Annotated in this window: 8 protein-coding genes; 4 read left to right on the forward strand and 4 right to left on the reverse strand. The window is 34.7% G+C overall.

Annotated elements, in window-relative coordinates; translation table 11 throughout:
• The first annotated feature begins 285 nt into the window (after positions 1 to 285).
• Entirely contained in the window at positions 286 to 3,420 is a 3,135-nt protein-coding gene (locus HHU12_RS24315; RefSeq protein ID WP_169659339.1) for an MBG domain-containing protein, read from the forward strand.
• 431 nt (positions 3,421 to 3,851) lie between these two features.
• Here the strand turns inward: HHU12_RS24315 and HHU12_RS24320 are convergent, their stop codons facing one another.
• The 4 genes from HHU12_RS24320 to HHU12_RS24335 all read right to left on the reverse strand — a co-directional run bounded on the left by HHU12_RS24320 (position 3,852) and on the right by HHU12_RS24335 (position 11,223).
• Positions 3,852 to 5,408, reverse strand: a complete 1,557-nt coding sequence (locus HHU12_RS24320) for a sulfatase family protein (protein ID WP_169659340.1) — start codon at positions 5,406 to 5,408, stop codon at positions 3,852 to 3,854.
• Between the two features lie 43 nt (positions 5,409 to 5,451).
• On the reverse strand, positions 5,452 to 6,507 hold the full coding sequence (locus HHU12_RS24325) for an aldose epimerase family protein (protein WP_205959983.1): 1,056 nt from the start codon (positions 6,505 to 6,507) through the stop codon (positions 5,452 to 5,454).
• Between the two features lie 40 nt (positions 6,508 to 6,547).
• Complete coding sequence (locus tag HHU12_RS24330; protein ID WP_169659342.1) at positions 6,548 to 9,547, reverse strand: ligand-binding sensor domain-containing protein; 3,000 nt, start codon at positions 9,545 to 9,547, stop codon at positions 6,548 to 6,550.
• 107 nt (positions 9,548 to 9,654) lie between these two features.
• A complete protein-coding gene (locus HHU12_RS24335) occupies positions 9,655 to 11,223 on the reverse strand; it encodes a sulfatase family protein (protein WP_169659343.1) in 1,569 nt (522 codons plus the stop codon).
• A 775-nt stretch (positions 11,224 to 11,998) separates the two neighbouring features.
• Here HHU12_RS24335 and HHU12_RS24340 point away from each other — a divergent pair.
• The 3 genes from HHU12_RS24340 to HHU12_RS24350 are packed head-to-tail and all read left to right on the forward strand — an operon-like array spanning position 11,999 to position 18,801.
• Positions 11,999 to 15,169, forward strand: coding sequence for a SusC/RagA family TonB-linked outer membrane protein (locus HHU12_RS24340; protein WP_169659344.1), 3,171 nt, complete (start codon positions 11,999 to 12,001; stop codon positions 15,167 to 15,169).
• A gap of 26 nt (positions 15,170 to 15,195) precedes the next feature.
• On the forward strand, positions 15,196 to 16,839 hold the full coding sequence (locus HHU12_RS24345) for a RagB/SusD family nutrient uptake outer membrane protein (protein ID WP_169659345.1): 1,644 nt from the start codon (positions 15,196 to 15,198) through the stop codon (positions 16,837 to 16,839).
• Positions 16,840 to 16,857: 18 nt separating this feature from the next.
• Positions 16,858 to 18,801, forward strand: coding sequence for a hypothetical protein (locus HHU12_RS24350; RefSeq protein WP_169659346.1), 1,944 nt, complete (start codon positions 16,858 to 16,860; stop codon positions 18,799 to 18,801).
• Positions 18,802 to 19,138: the final 337 nt, after the last annotated feature.

The raw sequence follows: 19,138 nt of genomic DNA on the forward strand, positions 1-19,138 counted from the left end.
TCTATAAATTACTCTTATTTAAAATGTAAATATTTATGCAAATCATTTTTCTATGTAAAAACAGGCATTGCTAGCAATCAGAAAAATCAAGCTAAACATTTTACACAACAAAAAAAGAGTCTATTTTCAGTTCAAACAAAAACGTAATAAATTGATTTTAAAATTCTTACACTCTGAACTTTTTTTTACACATCTCATTTTGGAAGATTATTCACCCCACCTCTCGACTTAATAAATGCAAATTACAAGTGAAATGAATTTTATCACTTAATTTTTTACTCTCTTATGAAGTCAATTTACTATTGGAGTTGTTCTTTACTCCTTTCTATGCTGTTTATCGGTACTAATACTAATGCTCAAATATACAATTATGAAGCACTATCTGTTTACAACGGTGACTTTGAAATGGGTAATGAAGCTTTCGTTCAAGATCCGGATAACAACAATAAATGGAGCGTAAATGGTATTTTCCTTCATGTGGATAAAGGAGCCGATTTAGCCAATTCAGGAATTGTTGATACAGAAAGTTTTAAAGGTTCACATAGTTTAAAGTTGGTTACAAATACAATTGACAATTATGATTGTGATTTAAGACTTTGGGGTACTGCACTTAATGGTGCTGGAACTTATGTTTTTGGTTTTTATGCTAAAGGGGATCAAACTTATAGTGAATTGAATATTAATGGTATTCTTGCAAAACAATCCAAATACAGTGGCTTTATATCTGCAACTAAAACAGCCCATAAACAGATAGCCATTGATGAAGAATGGAGTTTTATATTCCAGGAATTTACAATATCAGATGATAATATTAATAATGGTTATGCTTTTCTTGGTTTTAATATTGACTATAAAGCCTCACCAGGAAGAGAACTGTACATGGATGATATGACCCTTGTAAAAGTTAATTCACCAGCATCGAATAATGTTGCGTATAGAAATGAATTTTCTGATCCTATTTATATCAATCAAATTCTTCCAATCAAAACCTATATTGGTATTGAAGAGGGAGCATTGAATGTACGTACCAAAGATCCAGATCAATATAAAACTTTCTTTTCTAATGTTGGATTTGGACAGCAAGTGTCATTTAAAACAAACTTTGACCTTGAAGCAGATAAAAGCTATAGAGTACGTTTTAAATTAAAAGTGGAAGATACTGAGAAATTATATCCTAGATTAAATGGTACCATCAAAAAAGAAAAAATATCGGATGATTTTTCATGTGACATTAAGTTAACTTATGGTAGCGGAGGTAGTGACTTTATTAAGAAAACCACCAATATTAACACGCTTACTTCTAATGAATATGCTATCTATGAGTTAGTATTAACAGAAGCTCAGACAAGAACTATTCAATCTGTAAGTATTTCTATGGGTAATAATTTGAACGCTTACTCTGGAAATATTAAAATCGATGATTTATCCATTGAAGCTATCACTGAAGTAACACTGAATGTAACTGACAAAGTGTATACTTATGCTGGTATGCCAAGGTTCCCAACTGTAGAAGTAGTGGGTGACAACGATATGGTAACAGAAGATATGATTGAATTCTCATTTGAGAACAAAGCTACGGGAGAAATTACCAATGAAGTGACAGAGCTTGGCGAATATACTTATACAGTCTCAGTGGATAAAAATGGCTTTATTGGTTCTTCAACAGGTACATTTACGATAAAGCAAAGAACAACAACTGTATCAATTTCAGGCGGTAAAGAAATTACTTATGGAGGTGCACCATCATTTGAATTTACTTTTACAAACCTTTTAGAGGGAGACAAAGAAATAAAGAGACCGACAGATGATTTTGTACCTCCAACGGTAGAAATAGAGAAAGCTGACAACTATGATGTTGGTACTTATAGATTGAAAATAGTGGGAGGATCAAGTAAGTATTATACTTTCCTTTATCCTCAAGCAGATGATGAGGGCTATCATGATGCTCTAGCTGTCACTAAAGCTTCGGCTACTATAACGGCTCAAAATTCTACTTCAGTTTATGGTGATGACATTTCGGCTTCATACATAATTGATGGACTAAAAGAAGGAGAAGATGAAAGTGTGATTGAAGTGAAACCTACTTTGGCTAGTGATTTATCAAATGCAGATGCAGGTGAGTATGATATCACTTTCCAGGGGGCATCAGATAAGAATTACAATTTCGAATATGTATCAGGTATGCATACGATAAACAAGGCAACGGCTACTGTTACTGCACAAAATTCTAATTCAGTATACGGAGAAGAAGTGCTGACAACTTACAAAATAGAAGGTCTGAAAAATAATGAAGATGAGAGTGTAATTGATACAAAACCTACTTTAGCATCTGAAATTACGGCAACAGATGCTGGTGAGTATGCTGTTAATTATATAGGAGCTTCAGATAATAATTATGACTTTGAATATGTAGCTGGTATTCATACTATCAGTAAGGCTACGGCTACTGTTACTGCACAAAATTCTACTTCTGTTTACGGAGAAGATGTGTTGACTACTTATAAAATTACTGGATTCATTAATGATGAGGACGAAAATGTTGTAGAGGTGAAACCTACTTTATCAAATGAATTCACAGGGATTAATGCTGGTGAATATGCCATTAATTATCAAGGGGCTTCTGCATTGAACTATAAGTTTGAATATGTAGCTGGTACACATACTATTACAAAAGCAACTATTACCGTTACTGCACAAAATTCTACTTCTGTTTACGGAGAGGATGCTATTACTACTTATCAAATGAGTGGTTTTGTGAATGGTGAAGATGAAAGTGTGATTGATGTAAAGCCCACTTTGGCTTCTATCATCAGTAATGCTAACGCTGGCGAATATAACATCATCTACCATGAAGCCTCAGATAACAACTATGATTTTGACTATGTAGCCGGTACTCATACAATTACAAAAGCTACACCTTCAATTATCTCTGAAATAGTTGACACGATTGATCTTACTGAAGAAACTGTACTCCTAAGTGCTACTTCAGCATCTGATGGTATCATCACATACAGTGTAGATGATGCATCTTTAATGACAATTGATGGTAACGCAGGAAAACTACTTATGGAAGGGGAAGTAACTATCACTATTACTATGGAAGAAGGAACTAATTACACTGCTTTATCAGCAGAGCACACCCTAGTGATTACAAATGATGGTGACGAAAAACCTGAAATACCAACCTCTGTTGATCCAAACGAAATAATTGTGAATGTATATCCTAATCCTGCTACTAATTTCATTTCAATTAGTACACAAGTAAATAAAGTGGTCATTTACAATACACTTGGACGTGTTGTAGCTACTTTCAATAATAATCAAAAAAATTATGATGTGTCACACTTAAGCGCTGGTCAATATTTTGTATTGATTAATACCCCACAGGGTTCAATAACAAAGAAATTAATGATTCAGTAATTTTTTAGATAAGCGATAGTAAATAGGTGCCGTGATTTAATTACGGTGCCTTTTTTTGTGTTTGATATTAAATAAATTAACAAAGGAATAAAATGTACTCATTTTGAGGTTATAAGGATGGCGTAACACAACGTATTTACAAATAAGTTTACTTAAAATATACTATTACAAAACGGCTACCTTCTGATACAAACCCCGTCAATCAATTTGCATATAGCCTACTCCTAACTTGAACTGAAAACTTTGACATTCTTTTTCAATACAAAATGAAATAGAAGGACATTAAAGGAAAAGAGGCTTTTGAAAGCTTATAGAAATGGTGATTAAAATTTGACAATAATTTAGTTTACGATACAATCGAGATTATAAAAAAAGTCACCTCATTGATATCACAATCAATGAGGTGACTAACAATACTATAAATATTCAGCTTATTTTAGTTCTAAAGCAGAAGTATTTTTATAATCTGAACCTCTTTTCGATTCAAACTCTTTTAAAAGGGAAGCCACAAGTTCAGGGTTTTCATTTGCGATATTTTTCTGTTGAGCAGGATCTTCTTTCAAATTATAAAGCGCTAACTCTTTCAAATTACCCAACTCAATATTCACTTCATGGTTTACTTCAGGCCCTTCATAAGCAGGAAGTAATACAAAATCACCCTTTCTGTAGGAAGTACGAGTAGTAGCTTCAAGAATTAATGATGCTCTACCTTCCTTAGATTCTCCTAATAATGCTGAAAGGACATTTTCTGAATCTTCAGCTTTCATGTCGCTTCCTACTAATTCTGCTAACGATGCAAATAAGTCCATTTGACACACCAAAGCATTAGATACTGTAGGTTTAATTTGTCCTTTCCAGTAAGTGATAAATGGCACATGAGTTCCTGCATCATATAATGAGTATTTACCACCTCTTAATCCACCATTTGGATCATGATCACCTAGTTTTTCTACTGCATCATCATAGTAACCATCATTCAGTACAGGTCCGTTATCAGAAGAGAAAACAATCAATGTATTTTCCTCAATACCTGCTTCTCTGATCGTTTTCATCAACTCACCAATACACCAATCCGCTTCAGCGATTACATCACCTCTTGGCCCTAAAGTAGATTTACCTACAAAACGAGGATGTGGAGTTCTAGGTACGTGTGGCTGTTGCATTGTATAAGTCAAGAAGAAAGGTTTATCTTCTTTTGCTTTCTCATTGATGTAGTTTTTCACTTTACCAAGGAAATGATCCGCCATTTCCACATCATTCCAGATGGCAGATTTACCACCTTTCATGTAGCCGATTCTTGGAATTCCATTGATGATCGTACTGTTGTGACCGTGGTGCCATTTCATGGTAGTCAACTCAGGATTGTCTTTTCCTGTTGGCTGACCAGGGAAGTTCTCATCGTAGTTGATTTGGATAGGGTCATTTTTATCTAAACCTACCACATCACCATCTTCAATATAAACAGTAGGCACACGGTCTTGTGTAGCCGCCATGATATAAGAATGATGGAATCCTACATCATTTGGATTTGGAGAGATATGCTCATTCCAATCTTTATCATGTGTTCCTAAGCCAAGGTGCCATTTACCGATGATAGCTGTATTATAACCTTCTTTTTTTAGCATTCCAGCCAAAGTTACTTGAGCCGTATCGATCAACATTGGAGCTGAACCTGGTAGAATTTTAGCATTTTTTCTCCAAGGATACTGACCTGTAAATGCAGCGTACCTTGATGGAGTACAAGTAGCAGATGATGCATAACCATTTAAGAAATTCACACCTCCATTGGCTAGACCATCTATATTTGGTGTTTGAACACCTTTAGCACCATTGACCCCAATATCTCCAAAACCTAAATCATCGAGATAAACAAAAATAATATTTGGCTTTTTTGAGACCGTCTTTTCAGATGTTTGTTGTTGACTATTTTGACAGCTTACTCCAAAGAAAGCGATCAATAGTAAATGAAAAAAAATAGAGTTTTTCATAAAAAAATATTTAAAAGGATTTTCGATTATCGTTATTAAGTTATTACTCATTCGAGTTCACAACACTTACTTTATAGGTTGTAGAATGCTTATATACTTCTCCAGCTTTTAGTATAGTGTTAGGAAAGTTGGAGTGCTGAGGTGAATTGGCAAAAAATTGAGCTTCAAAACAAATAGACTCTCTTGCTTTAAAAGCCTTGCCTTCATCACTTTTATCATTTCCTGTCAAGAAATTGGCAGTGTAAATTTGTACTCCCGGAAGAGTTGTAGTCATTTCCAATTTAATTCCTGATGTTGGATCAATAGCTGTAATAAGCGGAGTGTTCACTTCTTTATTCACAAAATTATGATCCAACCCATTCGCTAATTTGATCTGGGCATCAGTACTATTCACTGCTTTGCTTACTTTTTTAAATTCCCTGAAATCAAAAACAGTATTCTCTACAGAAGCAATTTCTCCAGTAGGCAAACCTCCTTTTTTCAAAGGAGTGTATTGGTCTGCATTTACTTTAAGTAATAGGTCGAGAACAGTACCATTTCCTGCACCTTTCAAATTAAAAAAGGCATGATTGGTTAAATTGACTGGCGTTGCTTGGTCCGTCTCTGCTTTATAATTAATCTTCAACTCATTGCTTTCCGTAAGCACATACTCTACCTCCACTTTAAGGTTTCCAGGGAAACCCGCTTCACCATCTTTTGAATGAACAGATAACACCACTGCATTATCAGTTACTTTTTTAATTTTCCACATTTTCTGATGGAAACCTTCAGCTCCACCATGTAAAATAAAGTCATCATCTGTTAGATGATACTCTTTTCCTTCTAATGTGAAATTCTCAATTCTATTGGCATACCTTCCTACAATAGCACTGTAAAAAGGAGCATCTGCTTTTTGGTATTGTTTCTTTGTTGAAAACCCAAGAACAATATTTCTCAAATGGTCTTGATTATCTTTTACATACCAAGAAACAATCCTTGCACCATAATTGGCAATCTCTACTTTCTGTCCATTTCCGTTGCGTAATTCAATGATTTTGAAGTCATTTCTATTTTTACACTCCGAAATATTAGGAAATAAAGTCCCAGGTACTATTATCACTAATAATAGTATTACAAATTTTAAATCACATTTCATATTTCTAATTTTTCACTTCTTCTTTTCGTTGTTTTTCAGATTGTTCGTATTGGCTTGGTGTCTTTCCAAAGTACTCTTTAAAGCATTTACTAAAGTACTTTGGATTATTAAATCCTACAATATAGGCCACATCAGATACTCTATATTCTTCTTGAGTGATAAGGAAAGCTGCCTTTTTCAATCGGGCCTCCTGAAGGATATCTTTAGCAGACCTTCCTGTTACTTTTTTTACTTTTCTGTAGAAATTGGAGTGGCTCATTCCCATCTCCCTTTCCAATGTTTCTATGGTAAATTCTGAATCTGACAATCCCTCAGCTATAGCCTCAGATAGTTTATTCAAGAATTTTTCGTCCTGAATAGAAAGTCTCGGTTTATCTTCATTGATCACTTCAGTCACTTCCACCACCTGTTCTGATTCTTTTTGCTCCTCAGTATCAGGTTTTGCTTCCTCTTGTTCTTCAGCACCTTGATTTGTAGTCTCTTCTGCTGTCACAACCGACTCTTTCTCAATCACTTCTTTCAGTTTAGTCTCTAACTGATGATTGGCTTGAATATTTATATTTTCTTCTGCATCATGTTTGAATTTTGATAGATATAGAATGTAAAGTATCCCTAACAATACGACAACATAACTCAAAAATGCATACCATTTCAGATAATAAGGACGATCTATCTGAATGCTTAAAGACTGATATTCTTCATCAAAAATACCATCAACAGAAGACGCTTTATAAAGTAAATTATAAGAGCCATAAGGCAAATGAACGTATTCAATATGTCTATTAGAATTGGTCAAAAATTTCCATTCCTCATCGTATCCCTCCAACTTATAAGCGTAGGCTACCCTTTTTGCTCTTCCTACTTCACTGACCATAAAGTCGAGTGAAAAAGAAGTTTCATTGGGTGACAGAACAATAGATGTAAGGTCGTTTGTTAAAACTTTAGTTTTGATTTCTCCATGAAAATCTCTGTTAGGATAAACTCTTTCTCCAAGAATATAAAATTTATCAATTGATACTTTGAGACCTTTACCGCTCACCACTATATCCTCACTGTTGAATGAAAAGAAAAGATGATTTGTTCCGAAGAAAATTTCACCACTTTCAGTTTTACTTGAAGTATGTTCAGAAAATTCGGCACTCGGTAATCCATTTTGACGGTTATAGTTAATGATACTGAAAGACTTATCTGCATTGATCGTCAAACGGCTCATTCCATTGTTAGTTCCCAACCAGATATTCCCTTCCTTATCTTGCTCTATACTTTGAATCATATTAGAAAGCAGACCATCGTTTTTAGTAATGATCGTATTCTCAAAAAGGTCATCTCCAGTTCTTTTTAAAATATTAAGTCCATTGTAGGTACCTACCAGATATTGACCGGTTAGGGTTTTACGAATTGATCTTACAAAATCATTAGAGATTACTTTTTCTCCAATTTTAGCATTGATGATATTGACATTTCTAACATTTTCCTCTTCATCAAGAGACAAAATATTCAAGCCTCCACCTTCAAAACCCACCCACATTTCTTTGTATTCTTCATCATAAAAAAGCACTCTAGCATTCCTTCCTGAAAGGTTCGGTACCGACTCTCTATTATACAGTTTTGAGGTATAACTTTGGTCGTTATTCTTATGAAATTTATACACTCCATCCAAAGAAGCCACCCATATATTAGAAGGGTCAGCACTTGGAATTATATTAGTACAAGTAGACGGGATAGCAATCAACTTTTCAACTGAATAACTTGAATTGGATTGTTTGACTTTATAAACACCTTGCTTACTTCCTACAAGCAACTCTCCATTGATTTTTTTGATATCAAACACCAACAATTCTCCTAAACCTACCTTATGCGTAGACCTTTTATTTTGATTATATACATATAAACCACCATTGTGTAACCCAAAGTAAATACAGTTTGTTTTTTCATCCTTATAAACAGATCTAACAAAATGCGTAATTTTCTGATTTTCAATGAATTTAGAGATATTATAAAGTTTAAAAGGGTTATTATCCACATCAAGATAATTTACACCTTCACCAATTGTTCCTATCCATAAAGTGCCATCTCTCCCCAGTAATAATGTTCTGATAAGAGGTGTAGAAGTTCGCATCAATTTACGGATATTGGCCTGCTTATTTTCAAACTTAGCAGAATCAAGATAAAATAAGCCGCTCGTTACTGATGATACCCATAAATTACCGTTATTGTCTATCTGCAAGTCCGAAATGGCTTTAATATCTTTCCACTTCTCCACTTTATCCTCCGTAATTGAATATTTATTCAAGGCATTTACGGTTGAAAACCAGATATTATCTTTCTCATCAAAATCAAGTGCGGTAATTTTCACTTTTGCTAGACTCTGAGGTTTTGATAGTATACTTATTCTCTTCTTTTTGTGATTGTATTTGATCTTTGCCATTCCATGGCTTGAAGCCACCCAAAGCACTTCTTTATCTTTTGGGTCAATAACTATATTATTAATGGAAGACTGAGAGAATATTTCATTGACTTTTATAAAATTATCTTCTTTGATTTGAGCCGTTTCTTGATTGATATTAATGATATACAACCCCACTTGTGTACCAACAAAAAGGTAATCTCCTTGAATCAAAAATGTATTGACACGCTCTTTTCGAGAGACATACTTATTGAGAGAAACCTGAGTGAAACGATCATAAAGAGGTTCATATATGTTCAATCCATCGTTTGTCCCAATCCAGATCCTTCCTCTCTGATCCTCTGCTAAGGCATAAATGGTATTGTTGGAAAGTGAATTTTCATTATTATCACCAATATTAAACACCTTTATATCATAACCATCATAATAATTCAAGCCATCCAAAGTGCCAATCCAGATATAACCGTTATGATCTTCCAGCAATGAATATACCTCACTATTGGACAAATACTTTGTCAGAGCGTGTATCTTAAATGCATTTGAAGCATAAGAAACATTGAGAAGAAACAGTAATAATATGGTAAATAAAGATTTCATTCTGTTATAAAGTAACCTCTTTATGGTAGTGATAATATTAAAAGTTCTAATTTAACACTTAAAAGTTTTAAACATTGACATTAGGTGAATCATACTTCATTAAAAAATTAAAAGATTGGTATTTCAATATTATTAGAGTCCAAACAAAACGGATTTTGGGTATAAAGATTTGAAAAAGGTAACCTTTCAAACACTTCTTCTTTCCCGAACATTCTTGGATCATTTTGCTCTATTAATCTTTCATTCATATAAGATGACATTTCTTCTACACGATCTTTATATCTTGGTAACGAGGAAAGGTTGTTGATACAGTCAGGATCATTTTTAATATCATATAATTCATACCTTTCAGTTTCTCCAAATGCCCACTCCCAATACTGATCATTATCGTTATTTGTTTTTGCTTTCAAAATCCATGATTGCGTAGGGTTTATTTCATAAGACCAATCTACTGAACCAATGTTTTCATCCTTAAAACTTTCAGAGTAATTGTGTAGAAATAAGTAGTTGTCCATAATAATTCCCCTTACCGGATGATCATTAGGCACTACTTTCAAAAAGTTATTTCTCTCTTTTCCAAGCAGTACATAATTTCTTTTGTCATCAACAATACCCTCTTTTGAGGAATAAAAAAGAGCTGTCAGTGATTTACCTGCCATTTTTTTCATCTCTGTTTTTTTAGCATCAATACCCGCCACCTCTAAAAAAGTAGGTGCAAAGTCAGTAAAAGAAACATAATCATTGATGACTCTTCCTGGATTTTTAATGCCCTTTCCCCACATAATTGCCAATGGCAAATGAGTACTTCTTTCATGATCTTTTCCTTGTACTCTCGGAAATGGCATACCGTTATCCGATGTTACGATAATGAGTGTATTGTCCAGCTGATTCGATTTCTCTAAACTCTCTAGCATTAAGCCCAGGTGATGGTCGCTATATTCTACCTCCAAAGCATAGTCTAGCAAATCATGTCTTACGGTATCATTATCTGGCCAAAATTTATAAATCTCTTCCGAAGGTATATCCGATAATTTCTTCCCACCTACTTCTACACCAGACTTAAAAGCATATCCTCTTTGCGGTTCTTTTGATCCATACCAAAAAGCCCATGGTTTGCCCGCCTCCTGTTGAGCTAAGAAGTACTCAAAGTTCTTAGCGTAATTGTCAGAGGAAATCATTTTGGTTGGAGGTATCATTTTGTATTTATTATAGGACTTCCCCGTTAATAACCTCGAAATCTCATCTCCTATATCAGATGATTCAGCTCTCCATCCTCTACCTGTAAAACCAACATTGTAGCCATGCTCATTGAGCGTTTCTACATAAGTTTTAAATTTCTGAGGAAAAAATATACTCTGGCCTCCTGCTTCTTCCAACTGCCATGAATTTCTGCCCGTGAGTACAATACTTCTCGATGGTCCACTTTTAGGATTGGGAGTATAGGCATTCATAAATAGCAACCCGTTCTGTGCTACTTTATCGAATGCGGGAGTGTTCACAAACTTTGATCCATAAGCACTCATAAACATACCTGCATCATCTGCTATACAAAAGAGAATGTTAGGTCGCTCTGCTGGCTGGCTTATTTTATTGCAACTAACCGTAATAACCACCAGAATCAAATAATGGATAAAATTAGACTTAAAAAATTCGCTATAACTTTTTGTGGCAGGCATAATTCAAATATCAATAAGATTTCATACTTTTTTCGCTTTTGACAAATATTACCTTCAATCTCAAAATGGACGTTACACTTTTATTCCTTTTTATAAAAAAACATTTCTGATTAAAAGCCCCTTCCCCCTACTTTTAAAGGACCTAGTTTTCATTTAAAGGGTAATAATCGTCCATTAAACACCACCAAAACACTCAAAAACAACATTTTACTACACTTGAACTATTATTACACTGATTCATTACGGTAATTATTCCACATCAATTCATCTTAATAAATAATGGATCTACTTTGACTTCTTTCTCGTTAAATAAAAAATAAATACCTTCCTATAACACTAATCAATTACAAGTCTCCTATAAAATACCCTTCGATTTTGTAGTATAAATTACATTGACAAGCAATTCTTACTATCTCTTTTTATAATACTGTTAATAATGTCAAAAAGTGTTTATTTTCGTGTTCAAAATATAATGTTCACCAAAACAAGAATTAATTTTACTATGGAAATTTTGCTAAACGAAAAAACGCACAACTAATCAATTGCTATTGATCACAGTATCGCTTAATTCATATTTAAGCTAAACAATAAGAGATAGGGTTTTAATAGTTAAGAAAATGTTCCTTACAAGGTTTGCTGTCAATAATGACCATTTTTTATTATCTAAAAAGACTACTTTTTCAGTTTTTGGACTAAAATCCGCCCCTCTAAGCTAAATGTCAAAAGTACATTTGTAGAAACAGTAAACTTATTTTTTAATTTATTTTAAGATGAAATGAAACTACGAAAAAGACATCACTGGCTCTTATTCTGCATGATTCTATTGTCATTCAATTTTACACAAATTGCCCTTGGACAAGACCTTGTATTGAAAGGTGTAATTAAAGATGCTGACACGGGTGCTCCCCTGCCTTCTGCAATTGTGAAAATTACTAAATCAGATAAGGGAACAGTTACAGACCTTGATGGTAGGTATATGATTTCTGGCCTTCAGGTAGGCCAGACATTGAAAGTAAGTTATATTGGTATGAAACCAATTCTTTGGGTTTTTAATGGGGAAACAGAAAAGAACTTTACGTTAGAAAATGAAGAACAATTACTAAATGAAGTAGTCGTTGTCGGTTACGGTACCGTCAACAAAAGAGATTTGACAGGTGCTATCAGCTCTGTAAAAGAAGATGAAAACATCGCAAGACAGTTTAACTCTGTCGACCAATTATTACAAGGTAGAGTATCTGGTGTACAAGTAAGCGGTAATAGTGGTAATCCTGGAGGAGCTGTTTCTGTTAAAATTAGAGGTGTCAACTCATTAAGAGGTAATAATGAACCTTTATATGTTGTAGACGGTGTAATAGTAAGTAGTGCTGGTGAAACTATGGAAAATGGTTCAAATGCCGCTACTGCTTCTGCTGCACCTATCAATGGCCTTGCAGGTATCAACCCTAGAGATATCGCAGACATTGAAGTATTGAAAGATGCATCTGCTACTGCAATTTACGGTTCAAGAGGTGCCAATGGTGTTGTTTTAATCACTACTAAGAAAGGAGAAAAAGGTGATGCTAAAATAAACGTATACGCCCAAACATCAATCAGCCAGAGCGCAAGAAACATTGACGTTTTAGATGGTTATGAGTTTGCTATGCTTTATAATGAAAGAAATCTGGAAGAAGGTTGGCAACCAATCTACAAACTGGACCATAATACTAGAGAAGTTTATGATGCCGTTACAGGCGAAAAATACGATCAACATAACTGGCAAAATGAAGTTTTCAGAGATGCAGTTACTTACAATGCAGGTATGTCGATGAGTGGCGGTACAGAAAAAAGCAAGTATTACTTTTCAGTAGGATATGAAAATAAAGAAGGCATAGTACAGAGAGCACATCAGCAAGGTGGTGATATGACATTTAATCTCAATCAAAAGCTTTCCCGAAAGTTTTCTTTAGATTTTAAGAACACCTTATTTTTTATGGAAGGGATGTACCCTCAAACCGGAAATAAAACAGGTGCGAATAACTCTTTAATTCATAGAACTGTTGGTCAAAACCCACTAACTGGAGCTGGAATACAAGATGACGACAACAACGGTGAAGGTACTCAAAACACTCCAATTCAATTCTTAGAAAACAATGACGATATCACTAAACAACTCCGTAATATCACCTCTGTAAAACTAAACTACGACATTACAAAGGGATTGAAATTCCAACTGAGAACTGGTTTAGATTACAGAAACCAATCAAGAAAAATCTGGTACGGTCCCGGTACTTTCCAAGGTGATCAGTACAATGGTCTCTATAGCGAAATGGGACAAGATAGAACAAGTTACAATGTTGATGGTATCTTAACTTACAGAAAGAGATTTAATAATAAACATAGAATCAATGCTACAGCTGTAGTTACTTTCGACAATATTGACAAAAATAACATCACTTATGTAGTTTCTGATTTTGATAATAAGTCAAGAAGAACCGAATCTCCTCAATTAGGTAAAGTAGTTTTATCACCTTACACGTATTTACCTTATAATGAAAACGTATTCTCGTATTTAGGCAGAGTTAATTACACTTTTAATAATAAATACACACTGACTGCCAATTTCAGAGCGGATAAATCATCAAAATTTGCTGAAGGACACCAATGGGGTTTCTTCCCTTCTGCTTCTGCTGCATGGTTTGTATCTGAAGAATCATTCCTAAAGTCATCGGAAGTAGTTTCGGATTTGAAAATGAGAGCTGGATGGGGTAGAACGGGTAACCAAGGTATTCCTCCTTACAATACTTTCCAAGGATATAACACTAACTTATACGGCAGTACATCTAACGGTTCATGGGTGGGGACAATTCCTTCAAACATTCCAAATGCTGCTCTTACTTGGGAAACTACAGAGCAGCTTAATGTAGGAGTTGACTTTGGTTTATATAAATCAAGAATCAATGGTACTTTAGATGTTTATCATAAAAACACACAAGATTTACTACAAAGAATTGCAGCTCCTGCTTCTACTGGTTTTGATTACTTCTATGTAAACAGAGGCCAAATGTACAACCGTGGTATAGAATTAAACCTTGAAGGAGTAATTGTTGACAAAGAAAACTGGGGAATTACTATTGGTGGTTCAATCACTAAAAACGTTACTGAACTAGGTGACTTAGGATTACCAACATCAGGAATTTATATTGATGGCAACTTGGTTCAAGAACAATTCTATTTAGGTGATAATGTTTCAAATACCATGGATGCTGCCAATATCTTCATCAAGGGTCAGCCAATTGGATTATTCTACGGTTATAAGACAGATGGTATTTATACATCGGATGAAGAGGCTAAAGCCGGACCTACCTTCGGTACTGAAAATAAGGCAGGTGACCTTAGATTTGTTGATCAAAATGGTGATGGTAAAATTACTGCTGAAGATAAGACCATTATTGGTGATCCAAACCCAGACTTCATTTACAGCTTTAGAACTACTTTCCGTTATAAAGCACTTTCGCTAAGTATGCTATGGAGTGGTGTTCAAGGAAACGATATACTAAACGCCAATAAAATTTTCTATACCTATACAAGAGGTGGTACGCAATGGAGTATGAGTAAAGACGCTTACTACAATGCATGGTCAGAAGAAAATCCTCAAGGTAGTCAACCAAGAGTATTATTTGGACAAGAAAATGTTATGGACAATTATGTTACAGATCAACTTATTGAAGATGGAAGTTATTTAAGACTTGCCAACATTACATTGTCTTATGATTTACAAATCAAGTCATCTGCTTTAGAGAAAATCAACCTTTACTTTACAGCATCTAATCCATTTACATTTACGAACTACAGTGGGTATGATCCAGAAGTGACAAATGATCTTTACAACGGTTCATTAATTGGAGTTGACTGGGGAGCCTATCCAAACGTGAGGTCTTACTTAGTTGGTTGTAACCTTACTTTTTAATTCCAACAACATAAAAACTACACGAAATGAAATCAATATATAAACTAATCATAATTGGGCTTTTGGGTATTGGGTTTGGATGCTCTAATGAGATTCTTCCTGTACTTACAGAAGATGAAGTCTATGGTACAATAGAAAGCCAGAAATCTGCTGTATTGGGGATGTATGGTACTATGTTGGATTTTAAAGGGTATGCCTCACAACAACATGATGTAACGATGAATTCTGGCTTTTTCTATTCAGGGAAAAAAGATTACAACTTCACTATTGCATCTTTGAATGCAACACCTACGGATATCCCTGTAAATGATGCATGGTTGAACTATTATAAAACTATTAATAGTGCCAATGATATCATTTACAATATCGAAAAAAGAAATGGTGGGGATATGATGGCTGAAGGTGTACCTTCAACATCAAGAAATTATGTTGGTCAAGCCTATTTTGCACGAGCACTTAACTATTACAGAATTTTTCAATATTGGGGTGGTGCTCCTTTGAGAATCTTACCGGTATCCATGGAAGAAGTATACAAAGGTAGAGCTACAAAAGCTGAAATGTTGGATCTCATTATCTCTGATTTAGAAAAGGCTACTGAAATGATGGCTGGCGATGATCAAGAGTTTGGTTTTCCCAAAAAATATGCTGCTAACTTCTTATTGGCTAAAGTGTATAGCTCTATCGCTTATGCTGCTGAGAGTAATGATGAGTGGTTAAAAGTAGAAGGTTATACAGATCAAGGAAGCTCTATCTATTGGGACTTAGCCTATGAAGAAGGTTTGAAAGTTCACCAAAAATACAGCTTGGTTCCTCGATATGGTGATTTGTGGGAATTACAAACAGGAAACAACACTACTGAATCAATCTTTGAAATTCAATTTAGTGTTACTTCAGCTACACAAACTTCATTCTACAGAACATTTACTCCTAAGTCATATACAATGGGGGTTAATAATTTCGGGAGGCTATATGCAAATCCTGAGTTGTATGACAAAATGGTAGAAGAGTCTCCTGAAGATCCACGTATTGGAGAAACATTTATGAACAGATATGTCGGTTATAAGAAAAATGATGACGGCAGTATAGGACATAATGGTTGGGAGACACTACATTATCCAGAAAAGAAAGTTCAAGGAGTAGTCACTAGAACTAACCTTGCTACAGGCTTTACTCCTTTGCATAAATTAATGCAAAGAGATAGAACAGCTACTACAGTAACAGCCGATAAAAACTGGGTAATATTCAGATATGCTGACTACTTATTAATGATGGGAGCAATTGCCAATAAAAAAGGACTTGCTGGTGATGCTGTCAGCTACGTAAATGAAGTGTTGAGCAGAGCTAGAAACTCAGGAGAAACAGTTACTGAATTTCCTAAAGATTGGGCTCCAATGGGACAAGATGAGTTTGATTTGAAAGTTTTCTGGCAAAGAAGATTAGAACTTGTAGGTGAAGGTACTGATTGGTTTGATGCTAGAAAAAGAGGTTACAACTTCTTTAAAACAAATGTGATTGACAGACATAACGACTTTGTTCAAGGACCACTAGGTGTACCTTCCATTGATGTTACTTACCCTGACAACACAAGAGTAATGTACCTTCCTATCCCTAATGATGAGATCAATTCAAATTATCTTATCACTGGTGCAGATCAAAACCCTGGTTACTAACATTAAATTGATTTAAGAATGAAAAATAAATATAGATATATTGGTTTCCTTCTCTTTTTGGTGGCTAGTTTTTCAAGCTGTCAAAAAGAACTTGAAACACCTGATCATTTAAAAGATGTTGACAAACAAACCCCATATGATCTACAGTATGACAAAGTAGATATAGGGTATGTAGATACTATCTTTGTACCCACCCCTACATGGGAAGGTACCTCTTATGTAAACTTCTTCTTGGATTCTGTTTCTTCAGATGTGGAAGATTTTGACCACGAGCAATTTGCAAACTTAATTCAAGTTGATAGAACAACGGGAGAAATTATCCTAACTTCTACTGCAAATGTAGATCTGGAGAATCAAGCATACGGTAATTATGTAATGAGAATCAGAATGGACTACAAAGGTGGTTCTGTTTATCAGGATAGTGCTTGTACGATTCAGCTGATGGAATTACCATTTACTTTTGATTACTCTAAAGCACCTTCTTCTATTGCATTCACAAAAGAAGGCGTTTTTGCTACTCCTGAGATCAAAGCCCTAGAAGGATATTCAATTTTAGAATTATCTTACTTCCCTGAAATTGAAGGAATCTCTATAGATACTTTGGGACAGTTATCAAAGACAGGCCTTGATACACCTATAGGTGATTATACTATCGGGCTTCTAGTTGAAACAGATCGTGGTCCAAAGACATTGGAGGATGTATACAGCTTTACTTTGAATCCTATTGCTATTGATCTATTATACGAGGATACAGAGGTTGACTTTATGAAAATTGGAGAAATAGCTTCCCCAACCATTAGTACAGAAGAGGATATTGATCTGGATGAAATCACTTACTCAATCACTGATAATAGAGGTAAAGAAACTGGCGATATCAGCATCGATGAAAACTCTGGCGTGATCTCAAAAAATGGGTTCAATGTACCAAATGGCACTACTTCTTACAATGTGATTTTAACAACTCCTGTTGGTGAATTAATAGTAGAAGATGCATTTACGATGACTGTAGCTGATAAACCAGTAATTACTTATTTAGGTAATGGTCAAGTAGGAGATCATTTGTCAAAAGCGAAATTATCACCTTGGACAGCTATGAATGCTTCTATTAACAGCGACCCTGTAACAGATAATCCAGTTTATAAATTAAAAACGACTCCATTTGAAGGAATTTCTATTGATGCAACTACTGGAGAAATCAGTGTTGCTGAAAACAGTAATATTCCTGATGGCAACTACCCTATCATCGTAACGGTTGAAATAATGTTGGATGGAGAGACCTACCCTATCGATTTTGAAGTTTTTGAAATTGAAGTATCAACTACTTGGGAAGATCATTTCTTCACTGATTTTGAATTTGCAAGTGACGCTCAGTTTAAATTCAAAATTGACAGTGACAATGCTTATGGATTCAGATCACAAGAGTTTGGAGATTATCACTTCATCAGAACAAACAATGGTGTAAAATTAGAGTGGGTAGCTGGAAAAAGAGAAAACTTTGGAGAAACAGTAACAAAATCTGCTATGAGTAACGTTTTTGAATGGTCTGAATCTGTAGACAGAGGTAGATCAGGGTTAATCAAAAACATTGATGTTGAAGTGGACTGGAGACGTGTTGAGGTGAGCTTCACTGAACAATACAATAATCAAGCTCCCGTTTTTGATAGATATGTGAAGTTTGGATATGATAATGACCCTTCCAAAGTATATGACGCAAATGACTGGACTAATATTGATGGTTTGACATGGAGTTCGTCTACAAATTGGCCTGGCAATTCAAACGACCTTAAAGACAGAAACCTAGTGGAGGTAACAATTGAAGGTGATGATTTAATGACAAATCAAACCCTTAATATAATGAGTATGATTGAAGTTACAGAAAAAGCAGATGGTGTCAGCCTTGCTTGGGGACTTGATAATTACACTGTAAAAGTTGCCAAAACATTTGATGTGGTTTATGAATAAGTAAGTCCAAATCAGCAATGATTTATTTTTGACTTAAGTAGCAATAAATAGAGTGTAATAAGTACTGTGACAAAAGAAATGGAACAATAATATACGTGCAACATGACTGAAGTCATAGGCTGGTGATATTGACTCCAACACCACTAAAGTATTGCCTCCGTTATCAACCTTCAAGGCTTTAGTCTTGAGTAGGTTGCCCTATTACCTGCCCATAGTTTTAACTATGGTGCACGAAACACTCGTTTACTTTTGTCCTAGTACTTAAGTACATTGTAAACTAAATTATCGTAAATTATAGGTCTAAATTTTATAGAGATGAAAAAAGACCATATTCAAC

Source organism: Flammeovirga aprica JL-4 (assembly GCF_012844305.1).
Classification (GTDB): domain Bacteria; phylum Bacteroidota; class Bacteroidia; order Cytophagales; family Flammeovirgaceae; genus Flammeovirga; species Flammeovirga aprica.